This is a genomic window from Anaerostipes sp., assembly GCF_018381315.1.
Lineage (GTDB): Bacteria > Bacillota > Clostridia > Lachnospirales > Lachnospiraceae > Anaerostipes.
This window is the reverse complement of the sequence record NZ_JAGZSD010000014.1, coordinates 43,424-68,635: the sequence shown is the minus strand read 5'-3', so window position 1 is coordinate 68,635 and position 25,212 is coordinate 43,424. Positions and strand designations below refer to the sequence as shown.

The following is a 25,212-nucleotide window of genomic DNA, read 5'->3' as shown; positions in this document are numbered from 1 at the left end:
ACCTTCCTGATGCATTTGGTAGTTCTATTATATCATAGGAAGATCGGAAAAAGAGAGTTTGAATAAAGTTTTATGAAGTTTTAATAAAATCCAGAATGGCATCTGCCACTTCTTCTTTTGACATCATAGGAAGCTGTTTTTCCTGGTCTCTGGTGATCAGAGTCACCACATTGGTATCTGTTCCGAAGCCGGCTCCGGATTCCTTTAAATTGTTGGCTGCAATCATATCAATCTGCTTTTTATCCAGTTTTTTTCTGGAATTCTCCAGCATATTCTGGGTCTCCATAGAAAATCCGCAGATAAACTGGCCTTCCTCTTTTGTATGTCCAAGCTCCATAAGGATATCCTTTGTCCGGACAAGGGGAATCGACATATCTGCATCGCTTTTCTTCATTTTTTCATCACTGACCTGAGCCGGGGTATAATCTGCAACAGCCGCAGATTTAATGATAATATCCTGCCCCTTTCTCCTTGCCATAACAGCCTCATACATATCTGCAGCGCTGACAACCGGCACTGTCTTAACAAACATCGGCGGTTCTATTTCTGCCGGGCCTGTGACCAGAGTCACATCTGCTCCCCGGAGCATGGCCATCTTCGCCAGTGCATAACCCATCTTTCCAGTGGAATGATTGGTGATATAGCGGACCGGACAGATTGCTTCCCTTGTAGGCCCTGCCGTGATCAGCACCTTCTTGCCGGCAAGGTCTTTCGGACGGCTTACAGCCCGTTCTATATATGCCATAAGAACCTCTTCCGAAGGCATCTTGCCGGCACCCGTGTCACCGCAGGCCAGATGTCCGCTGGCCGGTTCAATAACCGTATAGCCGTACTTCCTGAGTTTTTCAAGATTATCCTGAAGGATCGGATTTTCATACATATTGGTATTCATAGCCGGCGCGATCAGCACCGGGCTTTTGCATGCCATTACTGTTGTAGTCAGCATATCATCCGCAATGCCCCCTGCAATTTTTCCGATAACATTGGCAGAAGCCGGGGCGATCAGCATCAAATCTGCCTTTTTTGCCAGGGACACATGGGCGACATGGAATTGAAAATTCCGGTCAAAAGTCTCCACCAGGCATTTGGTGTTGGTCAGTGATTCAAATGCGATAGGATTAATAAAATTCGTCGCATTTTCCGTCATAATGACATGGACTTCACATCCTCTCTTTATGAGCATGCTCGCCATATTTGCCATCTTGTAGGCCGCCACACTGCCTGTGACGCCCAGGACAATTGTTTTTCCACTCAGCATAATATTACTCTCCTACATATCCTCCAGACGGCCATGCTTTTCATAGCTGGTCAGCCGGGTGATCTTATTGTTGTCATCCACAAACACCACTTTTGGTTTGTGTTCTTTTGCTTCTTCCAGTGTCATATCAGCATAGCACATAATGATGATTTTGTCTCCCTGAGAAACACAGCGGGCTGCCGCCCCATTCAGACAAATCATACCGCTTCCCGGCTCCCCGGCGATGGTATAGGTCTCAAATCTGCTGCCGTTGTTGATATCAACGATGGCTACTTTTTCATACTCCAGAATTCCTGCGGCATCCAGCAGTTCCGGATCCACAGTAATGCTTCCCACATAGTCAAGCTCCGCCTGCTTTACGGTGACTCTGTGGATCTTTCCCTTTAACATTGTAAGCTTCATCATCTTCTCCTTACACTAAAACATTGTCGATCAGTCTTGTTTTTCCTATATATACTGCCATTGCCAGCATACACCCGCCGTTCAGTGTCTGCACCGGCTGCATAGAGAGAGCGTCCACTGCCTCCACATAATCAATCTTAGCCAGGGGCTCCGACTGGATCTTTTCCTTCATGGCACTGATCACTTTTTCTGCATCTTTCTCAGTCTCAGCCATACTTGCTCCCAGACGGACTGCCTGGCTTAAAATCAATGCGGCTTTTCTCTCCTCTGCTGAAAGATAGGTGTTTCTGGAACTCTTGGCAAGCCCGTCTTCTTCCCTCACAATAGGGCATCCCACGATCTGGATATCCATATTCAGGTCTCTTGCCATCCGCCTGATAACAGCCAGCTGCTGGCCGTCCTTTTGTCCAAAGTACGCCCGGTCCGGAGTTACAATATTAAAAAGCTTCGTGACCACTGTACAAACTCCCCGGAAATGAACCGGCCTTGTTTTTCCGCACAGTCCTTCCGTCAAAATACTCATATCAACAAATGAGCAGAAATCATCTGCATACATCTCTTCCGGTTCCGGATGAAAAATCAGATCAACCCCGGCACTCTCACAGATCTCTGAATCATGCTCCAAATCTCTGGGGTAATCAGCCAGATCCTCGGAAGGCCCGAACTGCATGGGATTGACAAAAATACTCACAGCCACTTTGTCATTTTCTTTCCTGGCACAGTCCATCAGGCTCTTATGTCCTTCATGGAGATACCCCATGGTCGGCACAAACCCCACGCTCTGCCCCTGGCTTTTCCATTCTTTTATCTGTTCTCTTACTTCGTTTATTGTCCTGACAATTTTCATGGCTCTCTCCTTAATACAACTTTTCTATCACATCGTCGCTGATGGCAAATGTATGCTGTTCCTCCGGAAATGTCCCTTCGCCTACGGCTTTCACATATTCCTTTACTGCTTCTTTCATAACCGGACCTGCATTGCCGAACTGCTTCACAAACTTCGGTACAAAATCACCATACATATTGAGCATATCCTGATAGACGAGAACCTGCCCGTCACATCCTGCTCCGGCGCCGATGCCGATGGTTGGAATGCTGAGTTTCTCTGAGATCAGCGCTGCAAGCTTGGCGGGAACACACTCCAGTACCACTGCAAATGCTCCTGCTTCCTCTACTGCCAGGGCATCTTCCATCAGCTTCCTGGCAGCCTCCTCACTCTTTCCCTGTACCTTAAATCCTCCGAATGCATTGACTGACTGAGGCGTCAGTCCAATGTGGGCCACAACCGGAATTGATGCCCTGACGATGGCTTCGATCTGCGGGCATACCTCTCTGCCGCCTTCCAGCTTCACCGCAGTGGCTTCCGTCTCTTTCATAATTCTTCCGGCGTTTACCACTGCATCATAGACAGAGGCCTGATAGGACATAAACGGCATGTCAACAACCACCAGGGCATTCTTCGCACCTCTTGCCACCGCAGCGCCGTGGTGAATCATGTCATCCACAGTGACCGGAATTGTGGTGTCGTATCCAAGCATAACCATGCCAAGAGAATCCCCCACGAGAATAGAATGAATTCCCGCCTCATCAAACAGCTTTGCCGTAGAATAATCATAGGCTGTAAGCATGGAGATCTTTTCTTTGTTATCTTTCATTTTCTGAAATGTACTTACTGTGTTCTTCAATGTTCTTCCTCCAATATTCTCTCCATATGTTCATAACTCCTGGACGGATGCCTGTTTTCAGCGATGCGGATCAATTCTCTGCACAGAGGAACATAGATCTGCTTTTCCTTCCCGGACAATGCCTTCAGATGTTTTTCCACCGTAGCCGCATCGTTGCGTTCCACAGGGCCTGTCAAAGCTTCCCGCGGGCCTGCCGCAAGAATATTCTCAAGATTCTGCCGTGCCAGAGGAGCAAGTGCCAAAAGCCCTTCCTGCTCTGTAAAGCCGCAGCTTTCCAAAAGACCGAGTGCCTGGCTTATCAAAGCAGCCATCTGATTGGATGCCATAACCGCCGCCGCATGGTAGCGAACCTTCTTCTCTGCCGCGATCTCTACAATCCGGTTAGGAAGTACACTCAAAAAAGAAAGCAGCTGGTCCTTGTGTGCCTCATCGCCTTCCAGAGTGAACAAGGCCTCCTTAAGATCTTCATATGAAGTTGTTTTACTGTTAAATGGAAACATTGGATGGATAGAATAGCCGTAAGCCCCTGCTTCGGTTATATCAGAGAAAATAGCGGAACTTAGAGATCCGCTGCAGTGACAGATAAACTTTTCCCGGACCGGAAAAGCTCTGAGCTGTTCCCAAACGCCCTGGATCTGGCTGTCGGGAACAGTAATAAAAAGAACATCACACTTTGATAATAATTTGTCAAATGTATCAAAACTTTGTGTGTGTGCTGCTTTTGCCGCCAGCCGGGCTGAAGCCTCACTGCGGCTGGCATACCCTGCCAGAGGGATGCCGTAATGTACGAAATACCTGCCTAAGGAACAGCCTGCTTTGCCTGCCCCAATAAATCCTGCTTTCATACGGAATAATCACCTGCCTTTATGAGGTGATGTCCTTTATAAAATTCGTTCACTGGTATGATTTCTCTAAGGAATACCATCCAAGGGTACTATAACACCTCATATTTGATTTATCAAGAAGAAATGCCGTGTTTGAATTGTTCTTTTTTATCTGCTATAATCTCTCCCGGAGGAAACCTATGAATGATTTTATTTTCAGTCTGAATTCCACTGTCCCGATCTTTTTTATGATCTTCCTCGGATGGTTTCTGAAGGAAAAGGGATGGTTTAATGAGAATTTCGTCAGCACAGCAAACAAATTTGTATTTAATGCGGCTCTGCCCGCACTTTTGTTCCGTGATATTTCCAGTGCCCCATTAAAACAGGCATTTAATTTAAAATACTTTCTTTTCTGTATGATCGTCACCACACTGATGTTTTCCGGCATCTGGGTGCTTGCAGAAATTTTTTTGAAGGACAAGTCCATGACCGGAGCGTTTGTCCAGGCCTCTTTCCGGGGCAGCGCTGCCATCCTGGGCATTGCATTTATTGAAAATATTTACGGACACTCCACTATGGGACCTTTGATGATCGTGGCAAGTGTCCCTCTTTATAATATTTTTTCAGTCATTGTGCTGACTGTGAGAGGACCAGGCTCCGGTTCCGGAAGCCTTAAATCTGCCTTTAAAAATATTGTTAAAAATCCAATTATATTGGGAATCCTGGCGGGACTGCCGTTTTCTTACCTGGCTGTGGATTTCCCTCCTGTCATTGATAAATGCCTCAATGAGCTGGCGGTCACGGCTACACCGGTGGCACTGCTCTGCGTAGGTGCAGGCTTTGAGGGAGCCAAGGCCTTAAAGAAGATCAAGCCGACGATAGCGGCATCAGTTATTAAGCTGTTTATTCTGCCGCTGATCTTTCTTCCCCTGGCAGTTCATTTTGGCTTTCGCGGAGAAGGCCTGATCGCTGTCTTAATCATGCTCGGTTCTCCGACAACCGTCAGCTGCTATGTAATGGCAAAGGCAATGGACAATGACCATGTGCTGACTTCCAGCATTGTGGTGGCTGCGACTGTATTGTCGTCTGTCAGTCTCACATTATGGGTTTATTTGTTGCGGATGTTTTCCTTTATCTGATATAATCATTGTAAAGGACTGCAAAGTAATTAAAGAAAAGAAATAACAAAGGAAAGAGAGGGGCGTGCTTATGAAAGATGTAAAAGAACGTTCTGCAAAGATTTACAATAAAAAAGCCAAACAGTATGAAAAGACCGCCAGCGGCAGGATGGCTGCTTCCCTGGAACAGGAAATGATCAAAAAAATATGTGTCCGTGACAACGATAAGATTCTGGATGTAGGATGCGGCACAGGAACTCTCCTGGCAGAACTGACTCGCTGGAGAGATGCCGAGGGCTATGGAGTGGATGTCTCCGAAGAAATGATACGCAGAGCCAGTGCAGATTACCCGGATCTGCATTTTCAGGTGTGCAGCAGTGACGATCTGGATTTTGAAGACAACACGTTCCGCATTATCACTGTATGCAGTGCGTTCCATCACTTCCCCAATCAGATGGAATTCATCCAGAAGGCTGCCGATCTGCTGGCTCCGGGAGGCCGGCTCTATATTGGTGCCGCGGCATTCCCTGAATTCATAAGAATCACCGGCAATATTGCGGACAAGGTACTTCCTTCCTGCAAGGTCAGGCGCCCGTCTACCCATGAACTTCTGGGCATGTTCAAAGCTGCGGGACTCACCAAGTTCCGCGTACATAAAATGAAAAAACTGCTCATGATCTCTGCAAAGAAGCCGGAAACAGAGATTTCATAAACAAAAATACAGCTTTCAAAAGTCCCTCATAAACCGGGGGACTTTTTTTGATCTATAAATAAACAAAAACCATCACAGAATGGAACATATCATATCTTACATCAGCATGACTTGAAATATTAATATCATGGTGATTCCCAGCGACAGCAGCAAGATGGACCTGTAAAAGTCCCTCATTTCTTTTGTTTTTTCTTTGTTCCACTTTTTCTTCATCTGTACACTCTCCTTACATTCATCTCAATAATTAAGACGTCTCAAATAACCGAAAGGTTGCACTCAATTTCTCTTTTGTATTTATGGTTCCCGTTATTGAAGAAAAAAAAGAGAGAAATTTACGGAATACACCCGTAAAATTCCCTCTTCTATATAGTAATATGTAATCGTTGGCAGTTATCTCAACAAAAACCAAAAAGCCAGCAGCATCAAAATCCCCGCGGCTAACAGCAGGAGTGACTTATAGAAATACTTCACTTCCCAAACCGGGTTTCTCCCTGAACTCTTCCTCATCCATACCATCTCCTTCTCTTTCCCTCTCCATGCAGAGAGACAGGCTGCGGTCCGTATCTGCGGCACCGTCATGCTCTGTATTACCGGGCGCACCCAGTGGGATCTTTAAAACAAGGGTCATAGTTTTCGTTCACATAAGTCAGTCCTACGCTGGAAATAAATTGTATTGTTATAAATTATTAAAACTTTTGTAACTTTATTATAGCAATTTTTGCAGAAAATTTCAACAACAGATTCGATTATTTTTTTAATTATATTTGTTCAAAACAGATGCAGTGCCTGGTGGAGATAGTGAAAAAAACTGGTCCTGTTATCCCTCCAGCCACTGCAGAAACCACGGAAGTTTTTTCTCTTTCTTTTCCAGCTTTTCTACCCCCTTTTTTCCCACCTGCTGTTCCAGTTTCTTTTTGGTCTTCCCGTCCTTGGCTGCTTCGCTCTCCTTTGTAATGCACAAATCGGGAAACATCACGCACCACCAGTTATGCCCCCTGGCTTTTCCAAGATCAATTCTCAGCGCATCATAAGTTCCCTTTGGAAACACATAGCTTCCGTAATCCTTTTCAGGAAATTCTTCTCTCGTCATGTATACTTTGACCGGAAGATCCCTGCCGTTTTTCTTTAACACCTCTTTTGCTACTTCTGCAATATCATTCCTCTTGCTGTCCAACACTTTCCTGGCATCTTCTTTTGTGTCTGCACGATCCATATATGGCTTTAAATATTCAACAACTTTATCCCGCACCTGCAGCTTTTCTGCCTGGTCTTTGCTGCTGTCGCTGTTCGCACGGATATGGAAGCGTACAACTCCCTGCTTTATTTTTTTATTAACTCCATCGTCTTTTCCCTTTGCCCATGCAGCACCAAAAATCACTGCAGCGGCCAGGAACAGCACCCAGATCTTTGATTTTTTCTTCATACTATGAACATACCCGGATTTTCAGATTTTTAAACATGAAAACTTTTATCACATACCCAGTAGACAAGTAGGAAATACCGCGCTACGATAGAGCTGGCTAAAAATTTAACACACCAAATTTCTAATTCGGGGTTGACATCCTGGTGTCAGGTATAGTATTTTAAAGTCATAAGTCATATGACTGACGGACAAGTGGAGTTTACCACAGGAAGTATGACAACGAATTTTTAGCCGACCGTCTGGGCACTTTGCCTGGACGTGCGGCTTTTTTTATTGCATTAGGAAATTCCTTTGGAATCCCCTATGCAATAAAAAGCACTCCGTGCAGGATGCGCACAAATGCGCAGAGAAACTATTAGCCTTTGGCAAATCGCATTTGGCGCGCAAAGTGAACAAGCCCCTCAAAGAGTGAGGGGTTGGGGAGCTGAGGTGGGCATGCCCACTTTGTTCTTTTGTACACCAGGCAGCCAAACAACATTTTTACAGGAGGTTCCTATGATTGTTGGACACATCCATTCCATGGAATCCATGGGATTAGTCGATGGCCCCGGCATCCGCACCGTGATTTTTCTTCAGGGCTGTGCCCTCAGATGTAAATTCTGTCACAACCCGGATACCTGGGAATTCCAAGGCGGTGAAGAATTGACTCCGGAAGCACTGGTGAAAAAGATTTCCCGTTTCAAACCATACTTTAAAGGAAACGGCGGAGTAACTTTTTCGGGCGGAGAGCCGCTGATGCAGCCTGAGTTTTTACTGGAAGTATTAAAACTCTGCAGACAGGAAGAGATCCATACATGCATTGACACTGCAGGTTTTGGACAGGGTGAATACGACGAAATTCTTTCTTATACAGATCTTGTTCTTTTGGATCTCAAAGAAATAACAAAACCGGCATATGAAGCTATGACCGGAAGGCCTATGGACCGTTTTGACGATTTCTTAGAGGCATTAAAGAGAAATAATACAAAGATCTGGATCCGGCATGTTGTGGTTCCGGGGCTTACGGACAGCGAAGAACACATGAAGGAATTAAAAGCGTACATAGACCGCATACCCAATGTGGAAAAAGTAGAACTGCTTCCCTATCACCTGCTCGGCATCAACAAATATGAGGTAATGAATCTCTCTTATCCTCTCTCGGGAGTTCCGGCAATGGATAAGGAACGGACCAAACAATTTCAAGAAACCTATTTTAATCAATATGGAGGAAAACAATGTTAAACGAATGGAACGGCTTTAAAGAAGGAAAATGGACAAAAGAGACAAATGTAAGGGATTTTATCCAGAAAAACTATACATTATATGAAGGTGACGACTCCTTCCTTGCAGGAATTACTGAAAAAACTGAAAAGGTATGGAACCGCTGCGAAGAACTGCTGGCAGAAGAGACAAAAAAGGGCGGTGTTTTGGATGTGGAGACTGACATCATCTCCGGCATCACCAACTTTGCTCCCGGATATATTGACAAAGAAAACGAAGTCATCGTCGGTCTTCAGACAGATGCTCCGCTGAAACGTATTGTAAACTTATACGGCGGTAAGAGAATGGCTCATTCATCCCTGGAACAGTACGGATATAAGCTGAATCCTGAGATTGACCGCCATTTTAATGAATACCGCAAGACACACAACGAAGGTGTATTTGACGCTTATCCTCAGCGCACAAGACTTGCAAGAACCGCAGGCCTCCTGACCGGTCTTCCGGATGCATACGGCCGCGGACGTGTGATCGGAGACTACCGCCGTGTAGCTCTTTACGGAATTGATTACCTTGTGGAAGAAAAGAAACGTGACCTTGATGCCCTGGACGGACCGATGAGCGAAGAACGCATCCGTGCAAGAGAAGAAGTTTCTGAGCAGATCCGTGCTTTGGGAGATATTAAAGAGATGGCTGCATCTTACGGTGTTGATATTTCCAAACCTTCCTCCAACGCCAAAGAAGCAGTCCAGGCCCTTTATATGGCTTATCTTGCCGGCGTAAAGGAAAACAACGGAGCCGCAACATCCCTGGGACGTACTTCTACTTTCCTTGACATTTACATTCAGCGTGACCTTGAAAGCGGCAGCCTCACAGAAAAGGATGCCCAGGAACTGATCGACCAGTTTATCATCAAACTCCGTCTTGTGAGACATTTAAGAACACCGGAATATGACGAGTTATTCGGAGGAGACCCAACCTGGATTACAGAGTCTATCGGAGGTATCGGCATCAACAGCAAACCGCTGGTGACAAAGACTTCTTTCCGTTACCTTCACACTCTTTACAACTTGGGAACTGCTCCCGAGCCGAACCTGACAGTCCTCTGGTCTGAGAAACTTCCGGCGAACTTCAAGAAGTTCTGTTCCAAGGTTTCCATTGACACAGACTCTATCCAGTATGAAAATGATGACGTTATGCGCCCGATCTACGGAGACGATTACGCGATTGCCTGCTGTGTATCTGCAATGAAGGTCGGAAAACAGACTCAGCTGTTCGGTGCACGCTGCAACCTTGCCAAATCTCTGCTTTACGCTATCAACGGCGGCATTGATGAGAAAAAGGGAATTGAAGTTATTCCGGGAATCGAACCGATCACTGACGATGTCTTGGATTATGATAAGGTTTGGGCAAACTATAAAAAGGTTCTCGCTTATGTAGCAGAGCTGTATGTAGATACCGTAAACATCATTCATTACATGCATGATAAATATGCTTATGAGGCGAGCCAGTTCGCACTGCATGATACTGATATGGAACGTATCGCAGCATACGGTGTGGCAGGGCTGTCCATCGCAGCGGACTCTTTGTCAGCAATCAAATTTGCCAAAGTAAAACCAGTCCGCAACGAAAACGGTGTAGCTGTTGACTTTGAGACTGAAGGTGAATTCCCGAAATACGGAAACGATGATGACCGTGCAGATGACCTGGCTGTCAACACAGTGACCCTGTTCTCCGAAGAATTAAAGAAACATCCGATTTACAGAAATGCGATCCATACATTGTCCGCACTTACCATCACATCCAATGTTATGTACGGCAAAAAAACCGGCTCCACACCGGACGGAAGAAAATTAGGGGAACCTCTGGCTCCTGGGGCAAACCCAATGCACGGACGCGACAACAGCGGTGCTTTAGCTTCATTGAACTCTGTGGCTAAAATCCCTTACCGCGATGTGTGCCAGGACGGTGTATCCAACACCTTCTCTATCGTACCGGAAGCTTTAGGAAAAGATCAGGACCAGAGAGAAGAAAATCTTGCAAATATCCTGGACGGATATTTTGTACAGGGAGCTCATCACCTGAATGTCAATGTATTTAACCGTGAGACATTAATTGATGCTATGGAAAACCCGGATAAATATCCGACACTGACTATCCGTGTTTCCGGATATGCTGTAAACTTCAACAAGCTTTCCAGAGAACAGCAGGAAGAAGTCGTAAGAAGAACCTTCCACGAAGGAATGTAATTAACAACAAGTATCATACTTATGAGACCGGGACCGCCGTCTGGCAGTCCCGGTCTCTTTGCTATTTGACAGAAAAAACAGGGTGTGCTATAGTTTTGTCATTGAATTTTGAACTAAAGGAGATACCAACATGGGCGTTTATATGACAGACCAGCTTACCAGGCGAAACAGCTCTGTACAATTCATACCGATGAAACATTGTGCAGAGTACGGCGGTACGCTTTAAGCTTTCATCGGAAGACAGATAAAGTATCCGGCCAGACTGCATCGGCAGTCCTTATTTGGATACCCGTCTTCCGCAGAACCCCAAGGTATCATAATTTCCTTTAAAGCTTACAGAGCAGGGAAAGGCTGCAGACAATGTTTTGTCCGCAGCCTTTTGCTGTTTCCTGACATACTGACTTTTACGTCCGGCAGAAGGCAGGATACTTATGTATCCCCGCCTTCTGCCTTTTTATATACCAGAAAGGATTACGATTATCATGAGTTTATTAGAAATAAAAGATTTATCCCACGCCTACGGCGATAAGATATTATTTGAAAATACAGAATTCCAGCTAAACAAAGGGGAGCATGTGGGGATTGTAGGGCCCAACGGAGCAGGAAAAAGCACCCTCATTAAAATCTGCACAGGGCAGATCACTCCCGACACAGGCCAGGTCATCTGGCATCCAAAAACATCCTGCGGATGTCTGGATCAATATGCCCGGATGAAAACAGATGCCGCCATAGGAAACTTTCTCAAAACAGCTTTCCAAAAATTATATGCCCTGGAAGAGCAGATGAATCTTCTGTATTCACAGGCTGCATCCGGGGATGAAGGAGCCCTGACCCGTGCCTCACGGTATCAGGAGCAGCTGGAAGCTGCCGATTTTTATCAGATTGACACCCGGATAGAACAGGTGGCATCCGGTCTGGGGCTGCTTTCCATAGGGCTTGACCGCTCAGTAGCCCAGATCAGCGGAGGACAGAGGGCCAAAGTGATCCTTGCAAAACTTTTATTAGAACAGCCCGCTGTCCTGCTGCTGGATGAACCTACCAACTTTTTGGACAAAGAACATGTAACATGGCTGTCGGACTATCTGTCGGGACTTTCCAATGCGTTTATGCTGGTCTCCCATGACAATGATTTTTTAGAAAAAACCGTGAACCGCATATGTGATCTACAAAACAAAAGCCTGACAAAATATTATGGTTCCTACTCTGAGTTTTTGAAAAAGAAAACTTTTCTGCAGGAAGAATCCATCCGTCAGTACGCTTCCCAGCAGAAAAAGATCAAAGAAACGGAAGAATTTATCCGCAGAAACATGGCAGGACGCAAATCCAAAATGGCCAGAGGACGCCAAAAGCAGCTTGACCGGGTCAGCCGGCTTGAAGATCCTGCCCTGACAGAGCCCCGCCCTCAATTTGATTTCTCTCCGCTCCCAGTGACCAACACCGATCATTTGTCTGTCAGAAATCTTTCTGTAGGGTATGAGTATCCGTTACTTTCAGGTCTTGGTTTTACGGTAAAAGGCGGCCAGAAAATTGTAATCACAGGGTTCAACGGAATCGGAAAATCAACGCTTCTGAAAACACTGACCGGACAGATTCCTGCCCTTCACGGAACCTTTTCATTTTCAGAACAGGTCACTTTAGGGTATTTTGAACAGGACCTGATATGGGAGGATACATCCCGTACACCGGTTCAGATCGTATCGGAAAATTTCCCTTCTCTTCCGGTAAAGAAAGTCCGTCAGTATCTTGCCCGGTGCGGCATTTCCAGGCAGCATGCAGGACAGGAGATCGGCACATTAAGCGGCGGCGAACAGGCTAAGGTAAAATTATGTCTGCTTACGATGAAGCCCTGCAGCTTTCTGATTCTGGATGAGCCTACAAACCACTTAGATGTTCAGGCAAAGGAATCTCTGAAAGCCTCTCTGGCAGACTTTGCAGGCATGGTACTTCTTGTGTCCCACGAAGAATCCTTTTACCGGAACTGGACAGACCGGATCATCTGTATCGGACAGTGACAGATAAAAGCAAAAAGGAATATATCACATTTATGGATTTGATATATTCCTTTTTCAGATATTATTCATGAAATTTTTCATTACTGTAATATAATTGTTTTGGGCTGCTTGGTTTTTCCGGAATACTCAAATGAATCAGCCCCCGTTTAATTAATGGATTTATATGCTTTTGTATCGCGTAAGTCACAGAAGTAAGGCCTAAATATTCAGATATTTCTTTTCTTGTACGAGGGGTTCTGCAAAAAATTAACAGGTTTTTGGTTTCCTGGGTTAAATCCTTATCTTGCTCTGGCAGAGTACTCTTTTGTTTGTAAAATTTCACTACAAAGTTCCCTCGTTCATCTGTAAACTCAGGTTCCTGCAAATGGTATTCCTTCATTGCTTTTCGCATAGCCGGGATACCCGAATATCGATTTTCTGTAATTCCCAGAACCTCCATGGCAGATGCCAAAACAGGATTTCTCGTATCTGGCTGTATCTTTCCTAATTGATTGATTTTAATTCTTCCATAGATTCCTCCTGGATTTCGAATTTCCATTCGATCCTCATACATAAAAATCTGGATAGGCATACCTTCTGTGTTAATACTATAGTCCCGATGAACTAATGCATTCAGCACTGCCTCCCTGACAGCAGTAAGAGGATAATCTGTCTGATCTGTCCTTTTTCCTGTGTCTGGATTAATGATGGTTTTATTCCTCATATTTTTTCTTACAAATTGAAGTGACTGCTCAAGCATCTCCTTTATATTTCCTTCAATTCTCTGGTTGTCTAAGAAACGTTCACCTAACAGTCCGGTTTCACCTATTTCATTTCCCGGCACTACGACGGCAATAATACATAACTGCGGAAAATAGGCCTGGGGATAAGGATTAAAAAGTAAAACTGAACTTAAAGTAAATATATTATTTCTGGTTATACTCATTAATTCATATAATTCTTCTTTCGGAAGGTTTGACAGATTGGGTTTGCCTTCTCTTAGCAGCTCTATATAATGATCCAGGCCAGCTTGATCCATTGCCGCAAAGGTAGCTCTTCGAACTTCTCTGATATCGTCCTGATACTTCTTTCGGTAAGCTTCATAGCTATATATTTCATATTCGGTCATAGGTTCATCACTGTCTCCAACACGCACATAAGAACCTTTTATCCGTCCGGTCCCTTTGTAATAACAAGGGCGGTCTACAATATCAATTCCAGGTATCTCTGCAGATACAAAATTTTTACCGTTTTTTTCAAGAACAGTCAGCAGCGGACGGACTATTGGTTCCATCTGCAGACATTGAGCATTGATCTTTTTTTGTAAATCCTGTGCATCATATACTCCAACTTCTTTATAATCCTGCTCCTCGTCTATTCCAAAAATCAAAATTCCTCCGTCATCCTGATTAGAAAAACTTGATAAAGTATCAAATAATCTTTTAGGGCATCCTTTGCTGGCACTTTTTAATTCTAAAAACTGCGTTTCACATTTCATTTGTTGAACAGTATTTAATTTTTCTTCTAATTCTTCAAAAGTCATTTGATTTTCCTCCATTTATTTAAGATTTTATCAAAATATTTTACTTTTATCAAGAATTTAAAATAAAAAAATAAAATTTTAAATTGTTCTTTTAAGATTTTATTTTAGTTTCTTTAAATTTTGCAAATTTTATTTTAGTTTCTTTCTTAAAAAGAGCAGAAAATCAAATCCTCTGCCCTTTTTCATCAAATCAATTCCACTTCATATTTCTCAAGCATATCACAAATTTCTTTTTCCGGCTCTTTTTCACATATAACCCCTTCAATTTCTGTAAAATCTGCAAACACATAGTTGGCCTGAAAACTGAATTTTTTTGACTCCATCATCAGATATACTCTGCGGCTTCTGCTCACTGCACTCTGCTTCATGGCTCCGTCTTCCGGTACATAGGTCATGACTGCATTTTTCTTCACATCTGCCCCCACAACCCCCATAAAACAGAGATCAAACCGAAACCTCTCCATCATAGACAGGGTCAGGGTACCAAGAAAACCAATCTGCGACCGGTTGAACTCTCCTCCCAGCAAAATGAACTGTCCTGCGGATTCAGAGGCAGCAAACAGATTTGCAATATCCAGCATACAGCTGACTACCGTGACTTTCCTTCCCGACCGGATGATCTCTCCTGCCAGTTCCAGATTTGTGGTTGAGGTGTCCAGAAACACCACATCTCCGTCTTTTATGAGCTTTACTGCTTTTTTTGCAATTCTGCGCTTCTCTTTTAAGTTTTTTTCTTTCCTGGAAGAAACCGCATTGCTGTGCCCGGGATGCAGCCCCTCTGACAAAACTGCTCCTCCGTAAGCACGCTTTAATAGATGACGGCCTTCCATACTGGCCAGATCTTTCCGGATACAGTCTTCTGTGACCCCGAACATCCGGCTCAGCTCTTTCACTTTTACTTTCTGGTTTTCATGCAAAAGCTCAAGAATCTTTTGCTGTCTTTCTTCTACAAACATGATATGACCCCACCTGGTTTTTCTTTTATTTTAGCACACCTTGACTCTGTATACTACAGCTCCTTAACCCGGGCATCTTTTTGATACTCCAGGCCTTTCAAAAGCAGAAATTCGTTGATGACAAAAAACTGGGCTGTCATATATACATCCGAATTATATCTTCCTTTCATAACCGGATGGGCATAAAACTGAAGGCTGATGTCACTGAGCCGTGACAGTTCATTATTTCCGACCTTTGTGACAGAAATAACTTTAACACCCTTTGCTTTCAGCCGGCCGGCCAGTTCATTGACAAACGCATTTTCGCCGGAAAGAGAAAACAGAAAAAACACATCCTCTTCCCTGACGATCTCCAAAACCATCTTGATCTCTTCCCTGCCTTCGATCAGATTACATAAATAGTCCAGGAAAAGAAGATTCTTTTTCAGCTCTCTCGCTGCATTTTTCTGCACTGCACCGCTTCCGTAGACATAAATGCTGCCCGCCTTGGAAAGCAGTTCTGACACATCGGAGCAGTCCCGCTCCTTCATCATATCCAGTGTCTTGATATAATCCTGATACACACGTTCAATCTCTCTTGCGTCAAAGGATTCCTGATCCCTGCTGTCCCATTTTAAAAAGATTTTAAGCTCCCCAAATCCTTCCATCCCAAGTTTATGGGTAAAGCGTGAGACGGTAGTGTGAGATACATGGCACTGCTTTGCCAGCTCCTGAATAGACATCGTCTGACATTCCTTTTTATGGCGCAGAATATAATTCCAGATGCCCATATCATTTTCATTCAGTTTATCATAGTTTTCTTCAATCAGCGTCTCCAGCCTCATCCGCTTTCTCCTCTTTTTTTGTTTGATATTCCATGTATTTTAAAAATAAGATCTCAATTAAAATGAAGTATGAGGTCAGGGAATCATATTCTATGTGGCTGAACGGCTGTGAAAACACTGTCTCCGTCACATAGAGGGCATAATCAGCCATATGGGCCAGTGTATTTTCCCTGAGCTTTGTAATGGACAGTACCGGCACACCCCGGATCTTTAAGTTTTTTGTAAAATTGTTGATAAACTCATTTTCCCCGGAGACAGATATAATGATAAACAGATCATCCTGCGTTACCATACTGAGAAGCTTCTCCGCCTCCTCATATCCGCTCAGATCGTAGATCAGCCTTCCGCTCATCATGAAGGTTCTCTTTAACTCCTTTTTCACAGAGGACTGTATCATGCCGATTCCATATACATAAATATTTTTTGCCTGATCGAAGACCTTTAATATTTCCGTACAGTCCTTCTCCTTCATACTGTTAATCACCTGCCGGTAAGAATCGCAGACCAGGTCCACATGTCCGATGTTCTCTTTAGCCTCCTGATTATCAAGCTTTAAGAAAACCTTCAGTTCCCCGTAGCCCTTTAAAGACAGCTTCTGTGCAAATCTTAAAACAGTTGTTCTGGAAACACTGCACTTATACGCCAGCTGGTCTATGGCAAGCTTTTCGCATTCTTTCCTGTGGGAAGATATGTAGTTCCATATGTATAAATCATTCTCGTTAAGCTGTCCGTAATGGCTGTTCACCAATTCATCTAATTTCATAAAGACCTCTACCTCTTATTGCTTCTGCTGTCTCCGTACCTGAATCTGGTTCCAATTTTACTCTATTTTCTGCCTTTTGTCCATGGATGCCAAAACGGCAGATACCCCATGATATCTGCCGTTTCCCCGGATGTTTATTTGTATTCCACTAAAGCGCTTGATCCCGCCTCAACCGCCTGCTCTGTATAAAATTTTGTAAGCTCGTGTCCGTTTGGCTCGACAAATATCAGCATAGAGACGTCCGGAATTCCTTCTTCCCTGAGCATTCCGCGGTCCACCTTTACCAGGGGATCTCCTGTCTTTACCTTCTGTCCGGGTTCCACATAGGTGTCAAACCCTCTGCCGTTAAGCTTTACTGTGTCCAGACCGATATGGATCAGCACCTGGACCCCGTCTTCGTTTTCCAGTCCTATGGCATGTTTTGTGTCTGTCACTGTAGTCACTGTTCCTGTGCATGGGGCCACAAATGTGTCCTCTTTTGGCTCCACGGCGATTCCGTCACCTAATACTCTGCCGGCGAACATTTCATCGTCCACCTCTGAAAGATCAATGCTCTTTCCGCTCACCATGGAATAAAAAACTTTTTCCCCTTTATGTTTTCCTTTTAAAAATCCGAACATCCCATACCTCCATTTATCCTTATCTTAATTCCGGCCAGAAGTCTTTGTTTGCTTCGATCAGATCATCCAGAATCAGCTTTGCGATTCTTGCACTTGGAACTGTCTTGGAAAGAGTCAGTGCCTGCCACAGTTTCTGGTAGCTTCCCTCAATCCATGCTTCCACTGTAAGTTTTTCCACGCTCACCTGCTGTTCCATAAGCCCCTTCTGGAACTGAGGGATGGATCCCTGACAGATCTTTTCATATCCGTTGCATCCTACGATGCAAGGAATCTCAACCATAGCTGTGCGGTCAAAGTTTTCAACTGCCCCTTCGTTAGGTACAATCAGTAAAAACCGTTCCTGTGTATTCTCTGCAATGGCACATGCAAGGTCCACAATGTAGGTTGCATGGGCATCTGCCTCAAACGCACATCCTTCGCTGGTGCCGTTTTCGACAATACGTCTGCACTCTCCGAATACAAACTTCTCTCTGCCGTCCATAACTTCATTGGCTCTTGTGTATTCCGGATCGGAGGTTTCCACTACATAATCCGGGAACAGATAATATTTCAGGTAAGTGTTCGGGATCGTTTCCGGATCAACCGCATATACATCTCTTGCTTTCTGGAAGGTATGTACCCAGCTTTCGTCTACATGCTGGTTTGTGTCTGAAAGTGCATCTGCAAAACCATTGGCTTTCATATGCTCCTTGATCTGAGGCATTAAATCATTTCCACTGTTGTCGTAAATCTTATGCCACCATCCGAAATGATTCAGTCCGTAATATCCTACCTGCATTTCTTTTCTTGAAGAAAGTCCGCACATATCAGCCATTTTTTCTTCCAGATCGATCGGCATATCGCAGATATTTAAGATCTTAGAGTCAGGGCGCAGCCTTCTGGTCGCCTCTGCCACAATAGCCGCAGGATTTGAATAGTTCAGCATCCATGCATTGGGTGAATACTGTTCCATATAATCCAGAATCTCGATAACCCCGCCGATGGAACGCATTCCGTAAGCGATTCCTCCCGGTCCGCAGGTTTCCTGTCCAAGCACTCCGTATTTCAGCGGAATCTTTTCATCCAGTTCTCTCATGGCATATTTCCCAACCCGGATATGGGCAAGTACAAAATCAATATCTGTAAAAGCTGTCTCCGGATCTGTCGTATATCCGAATTCAATCTCCGGTGCATGCTCTTTCAGGTAAATTTCACACGCTTTTGCTACTACCTCCTGCCGGTCTGCATCGTTGTCATAAAACATAATCTTTCTGATCGGGAAACGGTCCATATGCTCTAAGAGCATCAGTGCGATTCCCGGTGTGAAGGTGCTTCCCCCGCCTGCCACTGTAACTGCATATTTCTGCTTTGCCATAATCAACATCCTCCTAGCTTTTGCTTTGTTGTTTTCTTCGCTGAGCAAATAGTACACCCGGAAAGCCTGATGTGACAATAGATTTGAAGGGTTTAGGGAGCGGTCTTTGCTTCCGTGATACAGAACAAAAACTGTGAATTTTCACACAGGCTTAAAAAGGCCTGTTTTCTCCGGTTCAGAGATTTGCCTTCTTTCTAAAGCTGTATTAAGATAGTTCTAAAGAAAGGCGGTGGACCTATGAAACATGTTCAGGGCATTCAGTATAAAAATAATCTGAAGGAAGAGTTGTTTCCGGATTTACGGCCGGATTTCCCCTATACTTCTTCCTATGTGGCGTTTGACCGGTGTATCGGCGGACAGATCCCATGGCATTGGCATAAAGAGGTAGAGCTCTTTTATATCGAAAAAGGAACCCTGGAATACAGCACGCCCGGCGGCAGGATCATTTTTCCGGCAGGTTCCGGCGGCCTGGTCAATTCCAACGTTCTGCACGCCACAAAATCCCTGGATGAAAAAAAGGATACCATACAGATGAATCACATCTTTGACACAGCCTTGATCAGCGGACAGCGCGGAAGCCTGCTGGAACAAAAGTATATCCTGCCGGTCACTGGTTCTCTGCAGGCGGAGCTGATCAGCTTCTTTCCCGAAACGCCCAAAGAAAAACGTCTTTTGAGACTGCTAAGGGACTCTTTTTATCTGTCTCCTGATGAATTCGGCTATGAAATGCTTCTCCGGTCGGCTTTATCCAAGCTTTGGTGCCTGCTGCTTTCTGTATCCGAACCCCTTTTGGATCAAAGAAACCCGCACAACGGATCAGATGAAAAGATAAAATCTATGATGCAGTTTGTTCAGGAACATTATGCCCAAAAACTGACCGTTCTTCAGATAGCCTCTGCGGCCTATATCAGTGAGCGGGAGTGCTTCCGCATCTTCCGGCAGAATCTTGGTATGACTCCTTTGGAATATGTCAAAAGCTTCCGGATCCAGCAGGCCTGTATTATGCTGTCCGATCTTAACATGTCTATTTCTTTTATCGGCCAGTCCTGCGGTCTTGGAAGCAGCAGCTATTTCGCCAAGGCCTTCCGGGAGGCCCTGGGATGTACACCCAAAGAGTACCGCCGCAAATGGCAGGATTTTGATATTAATCAGCAGTAATCTTATATTATTATATGCCCTGCTTCGTTATCATTAGGGTAACAGATAAACGGAACAGAAACAGGGCCTTGATTCTGTCCTTCCCAAAAGATACCTGTGCATTGAGAAAGGAGGACAGAGCAATGATAAAACTTTATATTTTTAATTTAGAAGGATTTCTGGATCTTGCAGACCAGTGCAGCGGTCCGGTCAGCCTTTTGACAGGAGACGGAAAAACCGCAGATATCAGAAACAACTGCGGAATTCGCAAATATTTATATGCAGAACATGCCCTGCAGGGAGGGCGCTTAAATCTATGCCTGAATATTCCTGAAGTAAAAGACTACTTTCAGCTGGTCAACTTCTCTATCGGAGATTTATAAACTAACATCTCGTTAAAATGAAAGGAAGCCCCAGAAGACAAAGCTTCTGCGGCTTCCTTTAAAGACCTTATCTGCTCACTGTACTGCAATCCTGATCGTGGCGAACAGGCAGACAGAACAAAATCCTATGACTACAAGGCTTCCTGAGATAATACTCAGAAAATTTCCTTTCCATGATTTTCTGAAGCTCTCTGTGACTGACAGACCATACTCCCGCTTCGTCTTATACAGGATAAATCCAAGGAGCAGGATGTACCAGACATTCTGAAGCATGGCCTCTGCGGCAATAAGCAGGGTGAGATTGACAACTGCATAGGCAGCATCCATATTTAATCTTTTTTGCATAAATGATATGAGGTAAGCGATAAACGGATTGATCATTGATACAAGAAACATCACTGCAAGCTTCGGGTCCTCTCCAATAGCTGCTGAGACAGAACCTCCCACCCTTGCCGCTCCCATTGAAAGGTACGCAAGGCACACAAAGGGCGTCAGGCAAAGGAGCACCTTGGCAATATTATAATATCTGTCTAATCTGCTGCTTTTTACATTTATCATCTTCATCCCTGCTTTCTTAAATCTTCATATTAGAGTAAACTTTCAAAATCGTCCCGGACTCCTGCTACTTTCAGTCCGATGATAACCTGATAGGACTTTCCGTTGACAGAGCAGCCATGCGCACCGATGGATTTAAAATAAGGATCATCCTTACATAACGTCTCATCTTTTACATTGACCCTGAGCCTGGTGGCACAGTTTGTCACATCCTCTATGTTATCCTTTCCTCCCAGTCCGTCGAGGATCCGCTGTGCAAATTCTATTTTCTGATCCTGTTTGGAACCTTTTTTCTCCCTGAATTCCTCCTTGGAACCGAATTTGATGTCATCATCGTCCTCCCGGCCCGGTGTCTTAAAGTCAAATTTCTGAATTAAGAATTTAAATACTACAAAATAGATTCCTGTAAACGCAAGTCCGATCACCAGCATCAGCAGATATTGTTTCCAGTGGTTGCCCATCAGAGGGATCCAGTTGAGAGAGGCCATTTCGATAGCGCCGCCGGAATGAATTCCCACAATGCCTGCCAGATACATGGTAGTTGACAGGGTAGCTGCCAGCAATGCATGGACTACAAATAATACCGGAGCTACAAACAGGAAGGTAAATTCAATTGGCTCTGTCACCCCGCAGAAAATAGCTGTCAGCGTGATTGGTATCAGCAGACCTAAAATCTTCTTTTTCTTTTCTTTCTTGGCTGTTGAGTAAAAGGCCAGTGCAATTCCCGGACATCCGAAGATTTTTGAAAAACCGGTAGATGTAAACCCTGCCATCGGGACAAGTGATTTTAAAGACGCAGTGGATGCTGCAATCTCAGGCAGCTTCGTTGCCCAGTAAGCATAAAGTCCTCCCGGCACAACCACGTTGTCATAATAAAACGGTGAATATAAGATATGGTGCAGCCCGAACGGAATCAAGGCCCTCTCCAGGAAAACGAACACCCACACACCGAGAGCTCCTGCTCCTTTTACAAATCCCTGGAATGCGAACATACCAAGCTGGATTTTAGGCCATAATAATGCTGCAAGGACTGCGACAGGTATCATCACAAAAAATCCAATCATGAATACGAAAGTAGATCCGCTGAATGTTCCCAGCCACTCCGGAAGTTCCGTATCAAAGAAACGGTTATGTAAGTAAATAACGATTCCTGCGATAGCAAGCGCTCCCATCATACCCATATCCAGAGTTTTGATATTTGCGATCATTGTAAGTCCGCTGGTACCGCCCACTTCCTGTGCAAAATCAACACCGAAGGCTCCTCCCCACTGGGAAAGGATTGTACTCAGGAAATAGTGAAATGTAAGATATAAAACCAGGGCTTCCATACAGCACCGGGCATTTTGCTTTTTTGCCATTCCGATCGGCAGTCCCACCACAAACAGCAGCGGAAGCTGATTAAAGACGGTCCAGCCGCCCTGCAGCAGCACATTCCAGCATTTGTACCACATACTGGACGGAGCCGCAAGACTTCCCATAATAGTCTCTGTAGTAAACAGAGTTCCGATTCCTATGACAATTCCTGCAAAGGCGAACAAGAGAACTGGTGTAAACATCGCCCCGCCGAATTTTTGAATTTTCTGCATCATAATTTTCATCCTTTCTTTGTCAACTGACTGAAAAGCCCGGCGCCAGGCTTTTGAGCACAACACATCAGCCGGAATCTGCTGTTTTTCACTGTGTTGTTATTTTCAACAAATTCATCCTAACAGACCTTGAAAATGTAATCAATATATACAAAGACTTTAGGGAGCAGGGCTATCAAACAAGGATGCTGCACAATTCCTGTGAAAATTCCCAGAAGGTATATTTTCCCTTTTGAATTTCACTGCAGTTTATTCTTGATAGTCGTTGTCAAGTTCAATATCTTGTGTTAATATAACTTTATCATGCTACATATAGTTGAAAGGGAAGCAATCAATATGAAAAATAATCAGAAGCCAGGGGACCACAGCAATGCTGTCTGCCTGAGAGAAAAAATATGCGCGGCCTTTCTTTCCAAAGAAATTCCTATGGCAGGACTGCTGACAGCCATACAAGAAGAGTTTTCCCAGGAAGAATACAGTCTCAAATATTTATATGAAAAGTTTCAAAGTTATTTAAAAGCCGGGGACGGGGATCAGAAAAAACTCCTGCTGCTTGTAAAAGCCGCAGCGGAGCTCACTTCTCAGGAAGCCCCAAAATGGGAAAACATTGCGGCACGCATAAAAATGGCTGAATTCGAGTATCAGGTACGAAATAATTTAGCAGAATATCACATTCACAGCTTCTATGATAAGATTCAATTTTTAACGGAACAGCAATTATACGGAGAATATATTCTCCGTCATTATTCTGAAGACGAAATCCGGTTATTTGAATCATGGATCAAGCCGGAGAGAAATCATCTTTTTCAATATTCAGGTCTTGAGTTATTGCTTGGCAGATATGTAATCCGCAGCCGCCAGGGCCAGCCCTTGGAGACACCTCAGGAAATGTTTATGGGCATTGCCATGCATCTGGCTATGAAGGAGTCAAAGGACAGACACCACTGGGTGAAACGTTTTTACGATATGCTCAGCCTGCTTCAGGTCACCATGGCCACACCTACTCTGTCCAATGCCAGAAAGCCTTATCATCAGCTTTCTTCCTGCTTTATTGATACAGTGCCGGACAGCCTGGACGGCATATACAAAAGCATTGACAGTTTTGCCAAGGTCAGCAAATTCGGCGGAGGTATGGGCCTTTACTTTGGAAAGGTCAGGGCCAGCGGAAGCTCCATCCGGGGATTTCAGGGTGCGGCTGGCGGCGTCATCCGCTGGATCCGGCTGGCAAATGATACGGCAGTGGCGGTAGACCAGCTTGGAATGCGGCAGGGTGCTGTGGCTGTCTATCTGGATGTATGGCACAGAGATCTCCCTGAGTTTCTGAACCTCAGGACAAACAACGGTGACGAACGCATGAAGGCACATGACGTCTTTCCGGCAGTCTGCTATCCGGATTATTTTTGGGAACAGGCCAGAGACAACATCGAAGGAAACTGGAATTTAATGTGTCCCCATGAAATACTCTCTGTAAAAGGTTATGCACTGGAAGACTGCTGGGGAGAAGAATGGACGGAAAAATATCTGGACTGCGTCCGGGATGAACGGATTCAAAAGCGCGTAATCCCCATAAAGGATATTATCCGCCTCATCATCAAAAGTGCAGCAGAAACAGGTACTCCGTTTACATTCAACAGGGATCATGTAAACCGTGCAAATCCAAATCAGCACAAGGGTATCATTTACTGCAGCAATCTCTGTACGGAAATTGCACAAAATATGAGTGCTTCTGAGCAGACGGAACAGCGCATCGAAACCATCGTCGGCGAACAGGTCGTTGTGACCGTTACAAAACCGGGGGACTTTGTTGTCTGCAACCTTGCAAGTCTTTCTCTCGGAAACCTTTGTGTGACCGATTATGAACAGCTTGCCTATGTGACGGAAAGTGCAGTAAGAGCTCTTGACAATGTCATTGACCTGAATTTCTTTCCGGTTCCCTATGCAAAAATTACAAGCGGCAGCTACCGGCCTGTGGGGCTCGGTGTAAGCGGATACCACCATATGCTGGCAAAGCATAAGATTCAATGGGAAAGTGAAGAACACCTTGAATTTGCGGAAAAGATTTTTTCTGATATTCATTATGCTGCACTGGAGGCCAGTTCTAAAATTGCGGAAGAAAAAGGATGCTATCCTTACTTTCAGGGAAGTGACTGGCAGACTGGTTCTTATTTTTCCAAAAGAAATCTCACAGAAGGACGCTGGAAGGATCTCCAAAACCGTATAAAAGAGCACGGCCTGCGCAACGGATATCTGCTGGCGGCGGCTCCTACAAGCAGCACAAGCATTATTGCAGGAACTACAGCGGGCCTTGATCCGATTATGAACCGCTATTTCTTAGAAGAGAAAAAATATGGCCTGATCCCACGGGTGGCTCCTGAACTGTCCATGGACACCTTCTGGTATTATAAAAATGCTCATTATATTGACCAGACCTGGTCGGTCCGTGCATGCGGAGTCCGCCAAAAGCACATTGACCAGGCCCAGAGTATGAATCTGTATATAACAAATGAATACACCTTCCGGAAGGTTTTGGATCTTTACATCCTGGCATGGGAACAGGGAGTGAAGACTATTTATTACATGCGCTCCAAAAGCCTGGAAGTGGAAGACTGCGAAGTTTGTTCTTCTTAAGCCT

The 25,212-nt window shown here is 44.6% G+C and carries 23 protein-coding genes and 1 riboswitch; of the genes, 8 read left to right on the top strand and 15 right to left on the bottom strand.

The annotated features are described in order from the left end of the window. Positions 1–70 precede the first annotated feature (70 nt). From coaBC to KH180_RS11460, 5 genes are read right to left on the bottom strand one after another with little or no spacing between them, the layout of a single operon-like run. Positions 71–1,258, bottom strand: coding sequence for a bifunctional phosphopantothenoylcysteine decarboxylase/phosphopantothenate--cysteine ligase CoaBC (gene coaBC / locus KH180_RS11480; protein ID WP_290760372.1), 1,188 nt, complete (start codon positions 1,256–1,258; stop codon positions 71–73). Between the two features lie 12 nt (positions 1,259–1,270). Then, positions 1,271–1,660 (bottom strand): aspartate 1-decarboxylase, encoded by a 390-nt coding sequence (gene panD / locus KH180_RS11475; protein WP_290760371.1) that lies wholly within the window; start codon positions 1,658–1,660, stop codon positions 1,271–1,273. A 10-nt stretch (positions 1,661–1,670) separates the two neighbouring features. Then, a complete protein-coding gene (panC, locus tag KH180_RS11470; protein ID WP_290760370.1) occupies positions 1,671–2,507 on the bottom strand; it encodes a pantoate--beta-alanine ligase in 837 nt (278 codons plus the stop codon). Between the two features lie 10 nt (positions 2,508–2,517). After that, positions 2,518–3,345, bottom strand: coding sequence for a 3-methyl-2-oxobutanoate hydroxymethyltransferase (gene panB / locus KH180_RS11465; RefSeq protein ID WP_290760369.1), 828 nt, complete (start codon positions 3,343–3,345; stop codon positions 2,518–2,520). Beyond that, complete coding sequence (locus KH180_RS11460; protein WP_290760367.1) at positions 3,342–4,190, bottom strand: Rossmann-like and DUF2520 domain-containing protein; 849 nt, start codon at positions 4,188–4,190, stop codon at positions 3,342–3,344. Before KH180_RS11460 ends, panB begins: the two co-directional genes overlap by 4 nt. 179 nt (positions 4,191–4,369) lie before the next feature. On the opposite strand from KH180_RS11460, the gene KH180_RS11455 reads away from it, so the two are divergent. Both KH180_RS11455 and KH180_RS11450 read left to right on the top strand, forming a co-directional pair. Next, a complete protein-coding gene (locus tag KH180_RS11455) occupies positions 4,370–5,308 on the top strand; it encodes an AEC family transporter (RefSeq protein ID WP_290760365.1) in 939 nt (312 codons plus the stop codon). Positions 5,309–5,378: 70 nt separating this feature from the next. Beyond that, the gene (locus tag KH180_RS11450; RefSeq protein ID WP_290760363.1) at positions 5,379–5,999 is read left to right on the top strand and encodes a class I SAM-dependent methyltransferase; all 621 of its coding nucleotides are present in this window, start codon (positions 5,379–5,381) and stop codon (positions 5,997–5,999) included. A 454-nt stretch (positions 6,000–6,453) separates the two neighbouring features. Here the strand turns inward: KH180_RS11450 and KH180_RS11445 are convergent, their stop codons facing one another. Together KH180_RS11445 and spoIIR are read right to left on the bottom strand one after the other, a co-directional pair. Further along, positions 6,454–6,627, bottom strand: coding sequence for a hypothetical protein (locus KH180_RS11445; protein WP_290760361.1), 174 nt, complete (start codon positions 6,625–6,627; stop codon positions 6,454–6,456). A gap of 189 nt (positions 6,628–6,816) precedes the next feature. Continuing rightward, positions 6,817–7,422, bottom strand: a complete 606-nt coding sequence (spoIIR, locus tag KH180_RS11440) for a stage II sporulation protein R (RefSeq protein WP_290760359.1) — start codon at positions 7,420–7,422, stop codon at positions 6,817–6,819. A 167-nt stretch (positions 7,423–7,589) separates the two neighbouring features. After that, positions 7,590–7,674, top strand: a riboswitch (ZMP/ZTP riboswitch). Positions 7,675–7,917: 243 nt separating this feature from the next. Here spoIIR and pflA point away from each other — a divergent pair. The 3 genes from pflA to KH180_RS11425 all read left to right on the top strand — a co-directional run bounded on the left by pflA (position 7,918) and on the right by KH180_RS11425 (position 12,880). Beyond that, positions 7,918–8,643 (top strand): pyruvate formate-lyase-activating protein, encoded by a 726-nt coding sequence (gene pflA / locus KH180_RS11435; RefSeq protein ID WP_290760357.1) that lies wholly within the window; start codon positions 7,918–7,920, stop codon positions 8,641–8,643. Further along, on the top strand, positions 8,637–10,868 hold the full coding sequence (gene pflB / locus KH180_RS11430; protein ID WP_290760355.1) for a formate C-acetyltransferase: 2,232 nt from the start codon (positions 8,637–8,639) through the stop codon (positions 10,866–10,868). The genes pflA and pflB overlap by 7 nt, the downstream gene beginning before the upstream one ends. A 482-nt stretch (positions 10,869–11,350) precedes the next feature. Further along, positions 11,351–12,880, top strand: a complete 1,530-nt coding sequence (locus KH180_RS11425) for an ABC-F family ATP-binding cassette domain-containing protein (protein WP_290760353.1) — start codon at positions 11,351–11,353, stop codon at positions 12,878–12,880. Between the two features lie 61 nt (positions 12,881–12,941). On the opposite strand, the gene KH180_RS11420 is transcribed toward KH180_RS11425, so the two are convergent. From KH180_RS11420 to KH180_RS11395, 6 genes are all read right to left on the bottom strand, one after another. Then, positions 12,942–14,402, bottom strand: a complete 1,461-nt coding sequence (locus KH180_RS11420; protein WP_290760351.1) for an ATP-binding protein — start codon at positions 14,400–14,402, stop codon at positions 12,942–12,944. A gap of 185 nt (positions 14,403–14,587) precedes the next feature. Continuing rightward, positions 14,588–15,358, bottom strand: a complete 771-nt coding sequence (locus tag KH180_RS11415; protein WP_290760349.1) for a DeoR/GlpR family DNA-binding transcription regulator — start codon at positions 15,356–15,358, stop codon at positions 14,588–14,590. 53 nt (positions 15,359–15,411) lie between these two features. Beyond that, positions 15,412–16,182 carry a MurR/RpiR family transcriptional regulator gene (locus KH180_RS11410; protein WP_290760347.1) on the bottom strand — a complete coding sequence of 257 codons (771 nt, stop codon included), beginning with the start codon at positions 16,180–16,182 and terminating at the stop codon, positions 15,412–15,414. After that, the gene (locus KH180_RS11405) at positions 16,160–16,945 is read right to left on the bottom strand and encodes a MurR/RpiR family transcriptional regulator (RefSeq protein WP_290760345.1); all 786 of its coding nucleotides are present in this window, start codon (positions 16,943–16,945) and stop codon (positions 16,160–16,162) included. Before KH180_RS11405 ends, KH180_RS11410 begins: the two co-directional genes overlap by 23 nt. Positions 16,946–17,079: 134 nt before the next feature. Further along, positions 17,080–17,565 carry a PTS sugar transporter subunit IIA gene (locus KH180_RS11400; protein ID WP_290760343.1) on the bottom strand — a complete coding sequence of 162 codons (486 nt, stop codon included), beginning with the start codon at positions 17,563–17,565 and terminating at the stop codon, positions 17,080–17,082. 19 nt (positions 17,566–17,584) lie between these two features. After that, positions 17,585–18,919 carry a 6-phospho-alpha-glucosidase gene (locus tag KH180_RS11395; RefSeq protein ID WP_290760341.1) on the bottom strand — a complete coding sequence of 445 codons (1,335 nt, stop codon included), beginning with the start codon at positions 18,917–18,919 and terminating at the stop codon, positions 17,585–17,587. Positions 18,920–19,156: 237 nt separating this feature from the next. On the opposite strand from KH180_RS11395, the gene KH180_RS11390 reads away from it, so the two are divergent. Then, complete coding sequence (locus tag KH180_RS11390) at positions 19,157–20,077, top strand: AraC family transcriptional regulator (RefSeq protein ID WP_290760339.1); 921 nt, start codon at positions 19,157–19,159, stop codon at positions 20,075–20,077. 122 nt (positions 20,078–20,199) lie between these two features. Then, entirely contained in the window at positions 20,200–20,439 is a 240-nt protein-coding gene (locus KH180_RS11385; protein WP_290760337.1) for a hypothetical protein, read from the top strand. Positions 20,440–20,514: 75 nt separating this feature from the next. Here the strand turns inward: KH180_RS11385 and KH180_RS11380 are convergent, their stop codons facing one another. Then, positions 20,515–20,997: a hypothetical protein gene (locus KH180_RS11380; RefSeq protein ID WP_290760335.1), complete on the bottom strand. Its 483-nt coding sequence runs from the start codon at positions 20,995–20,997 to the stop codon at positions 20,515–20,517. Between the two features lie 29 nt (positions 20,998–21,026). Continuing rightward, positions 21,027–22,583 (bottom strand): alpha-glucoside-specific PTS transporter subunit IIBC, encoded by a 1,557-nt coding sequence (locus KH180_RS11375; RefSeq protein ID WP_290760333.1) that lies wholly within the window; start codon positions 22,581–22,583, stop codon positions 21,027–21,029. Between the two features lie 423 nt (positions 22,584–23,006). Between KH180_RS11375 and KH180_RS11370 the strand changes: the two genes are divergently transcribed. After that, positions 23,007–25,208, top strand: a complete 2,202-nt coding sequence (locus KH180_RS11370) for a ribonucleoside-diphosphate reductase subunit alpha (RefSeq protein ID WP_290760410.1) — start codon at positions 23,007–23,009, stop codon at positions 25,206–25,208. The last annotated feature ends 4 nt before the right edge of the window (positions 25,209–25,212 follow it).

Coding starts and splice junctions, on each gene's coding strand:
- coaBC (WP_290760372.1), bottom strand. CDS start 1,258: ATGCTGAGTGGAAAAACAATTGTCCTGGGCGTCACAGGCAGTGTGGCG.
- panD (WP_290760371.1), bottom strand. CDS start 1,660: ATGAAGCTTACAATGTTAAAGGGAAAGATCCACAGAGTCACCGTAAAG.
- panC (WP_290760370.1), bottom strand. CDS start 2,507: ATGAAAATTGTCAGGACAATAAACGAAGTAAGAGAACAGATAAAAGAA.
- KH180_RS11460 (WP_290760367.1), bottom strand. CDS start 4,190: ATGAAAGCAGGATTTATTGGGGCAGGCAAAGCAGGCTGTTCCTTAGGC.
- KH180_RS11455 (WP_290760365.1), top strand. CDS start 4,370: ATGAATGATTTTATTTTCAGTCTGAATTCCACTGTCCCGATCTTTTTT.
- KH180_RS11450 (WP_290760363.1), top strand. CDS start 5,379: ATGAAAGATGTAAAAGAACGTTCTGCAAAGATTTACAATAAAAAAGCC.
- KH180_RS11445 (WP_290760361.1), bottom strand. CDS start 6,627: ATGACCCTTGTTTTAAAGATCCCACTGGGTGCGCCCGGTAATACAGAG.
- spoIIR (WP_290760359.1), bottom strand. CDS start 7,422: ATGAAGAAAAAATCAAAGATCTGGGTGCTGTTCCTGGCCGCTGCAGTG.
- pflA (WP_290760357.1), top strand. CDS start 7,918: ATGATTGTTGGACACATCCATTCCATGGAATCCATGGGATTAGTCGAT.
- pflB (WP_290760355.1), top strand. CDS start 8,637: ATGTTAAACGAATGGAACGGCTTTAAAGAAGGAAAATGGACAAAAGAG.
- KH180_RS11425 (WP_290760353.1), top strand. CDS start 11,351: ATGAGTTTATTAGAAATAAAAGATTTATCCCACGCCTACGGCGATAAG.
- KH180_RS11420 (WP_290760351.1), bottom strand. CDS start 14,402: ATGACTTTTGAAGAATTAGAAGAAAAATTAAATACTGTTCAACAAATG.
- KH180_RS11415 (WP_290760349.1), bottom strand. CDS start 15,358: ATGTTTGTAGAAGAAAGACAGCAAAAGATTCTTGAGCTTTTGCATGAA.
- KH180_RS11410 (WP_290760347.1), bottom strand. CDS start 16,182: ATGAGGCTGGAGACGCTGATTGAAGAAAACTATGATAAACTGAATGAA.
- KH180_RS11405 (WP_290760345.1), bottom strand. CDS start 16,945: ATGAAATTAGATGAATTGGTGAACAGCCATTACGGACAGCTTAACGAG.
- KH180_RS11400 (WP_290760343.1), bottom strand. CDS start 17,565: ATGTTCGGATTTTTAAAAGGAAAACATAAAGGGGAAAAAGTTTTTTAT.
- KH180_RS11395 (WP_290760341.1), bottom strand. CDS start 18,919: ATGGCAAAGCAGAAATATGCAGTTACAGTGGCAGGCGGGGGAAGCACC.
- KH180_RS11390 (WP_290760339.1), top strand. CDS start 19,157: ATGAAACATGTTCAGGGCATTCAGTATAAAAATAATCTGAAGGAAGAG.
- KH180_RS11385 (WP_290760337.1), top strand. CDS start 20,200: ATGATAAAACTTTATATTTTTAATTTAGAAGGATTTCTGGATCTTGCA.
- KH180_RS11380 (WP_290760335.1), bottom strand. CDS start 20,997: ATGATAAATGTAAAAAGCAGCAGATTAGACAGATATTATAATATTGCC.
- KH180_RS11375 (WP_290760333.1), bottom strand. CDS start 22,583: ATGATGCAGAAAATTCAAAAATTCGGCGGGGCGATGTTTACACCAGTT.
- KH180_RS11370 (WP_290760410.1), top strand. CDS start 23,007: ATGGCAGGACTGCTGACAGCCATACAAGAAGAGTTTTCCCAGGAAGAA.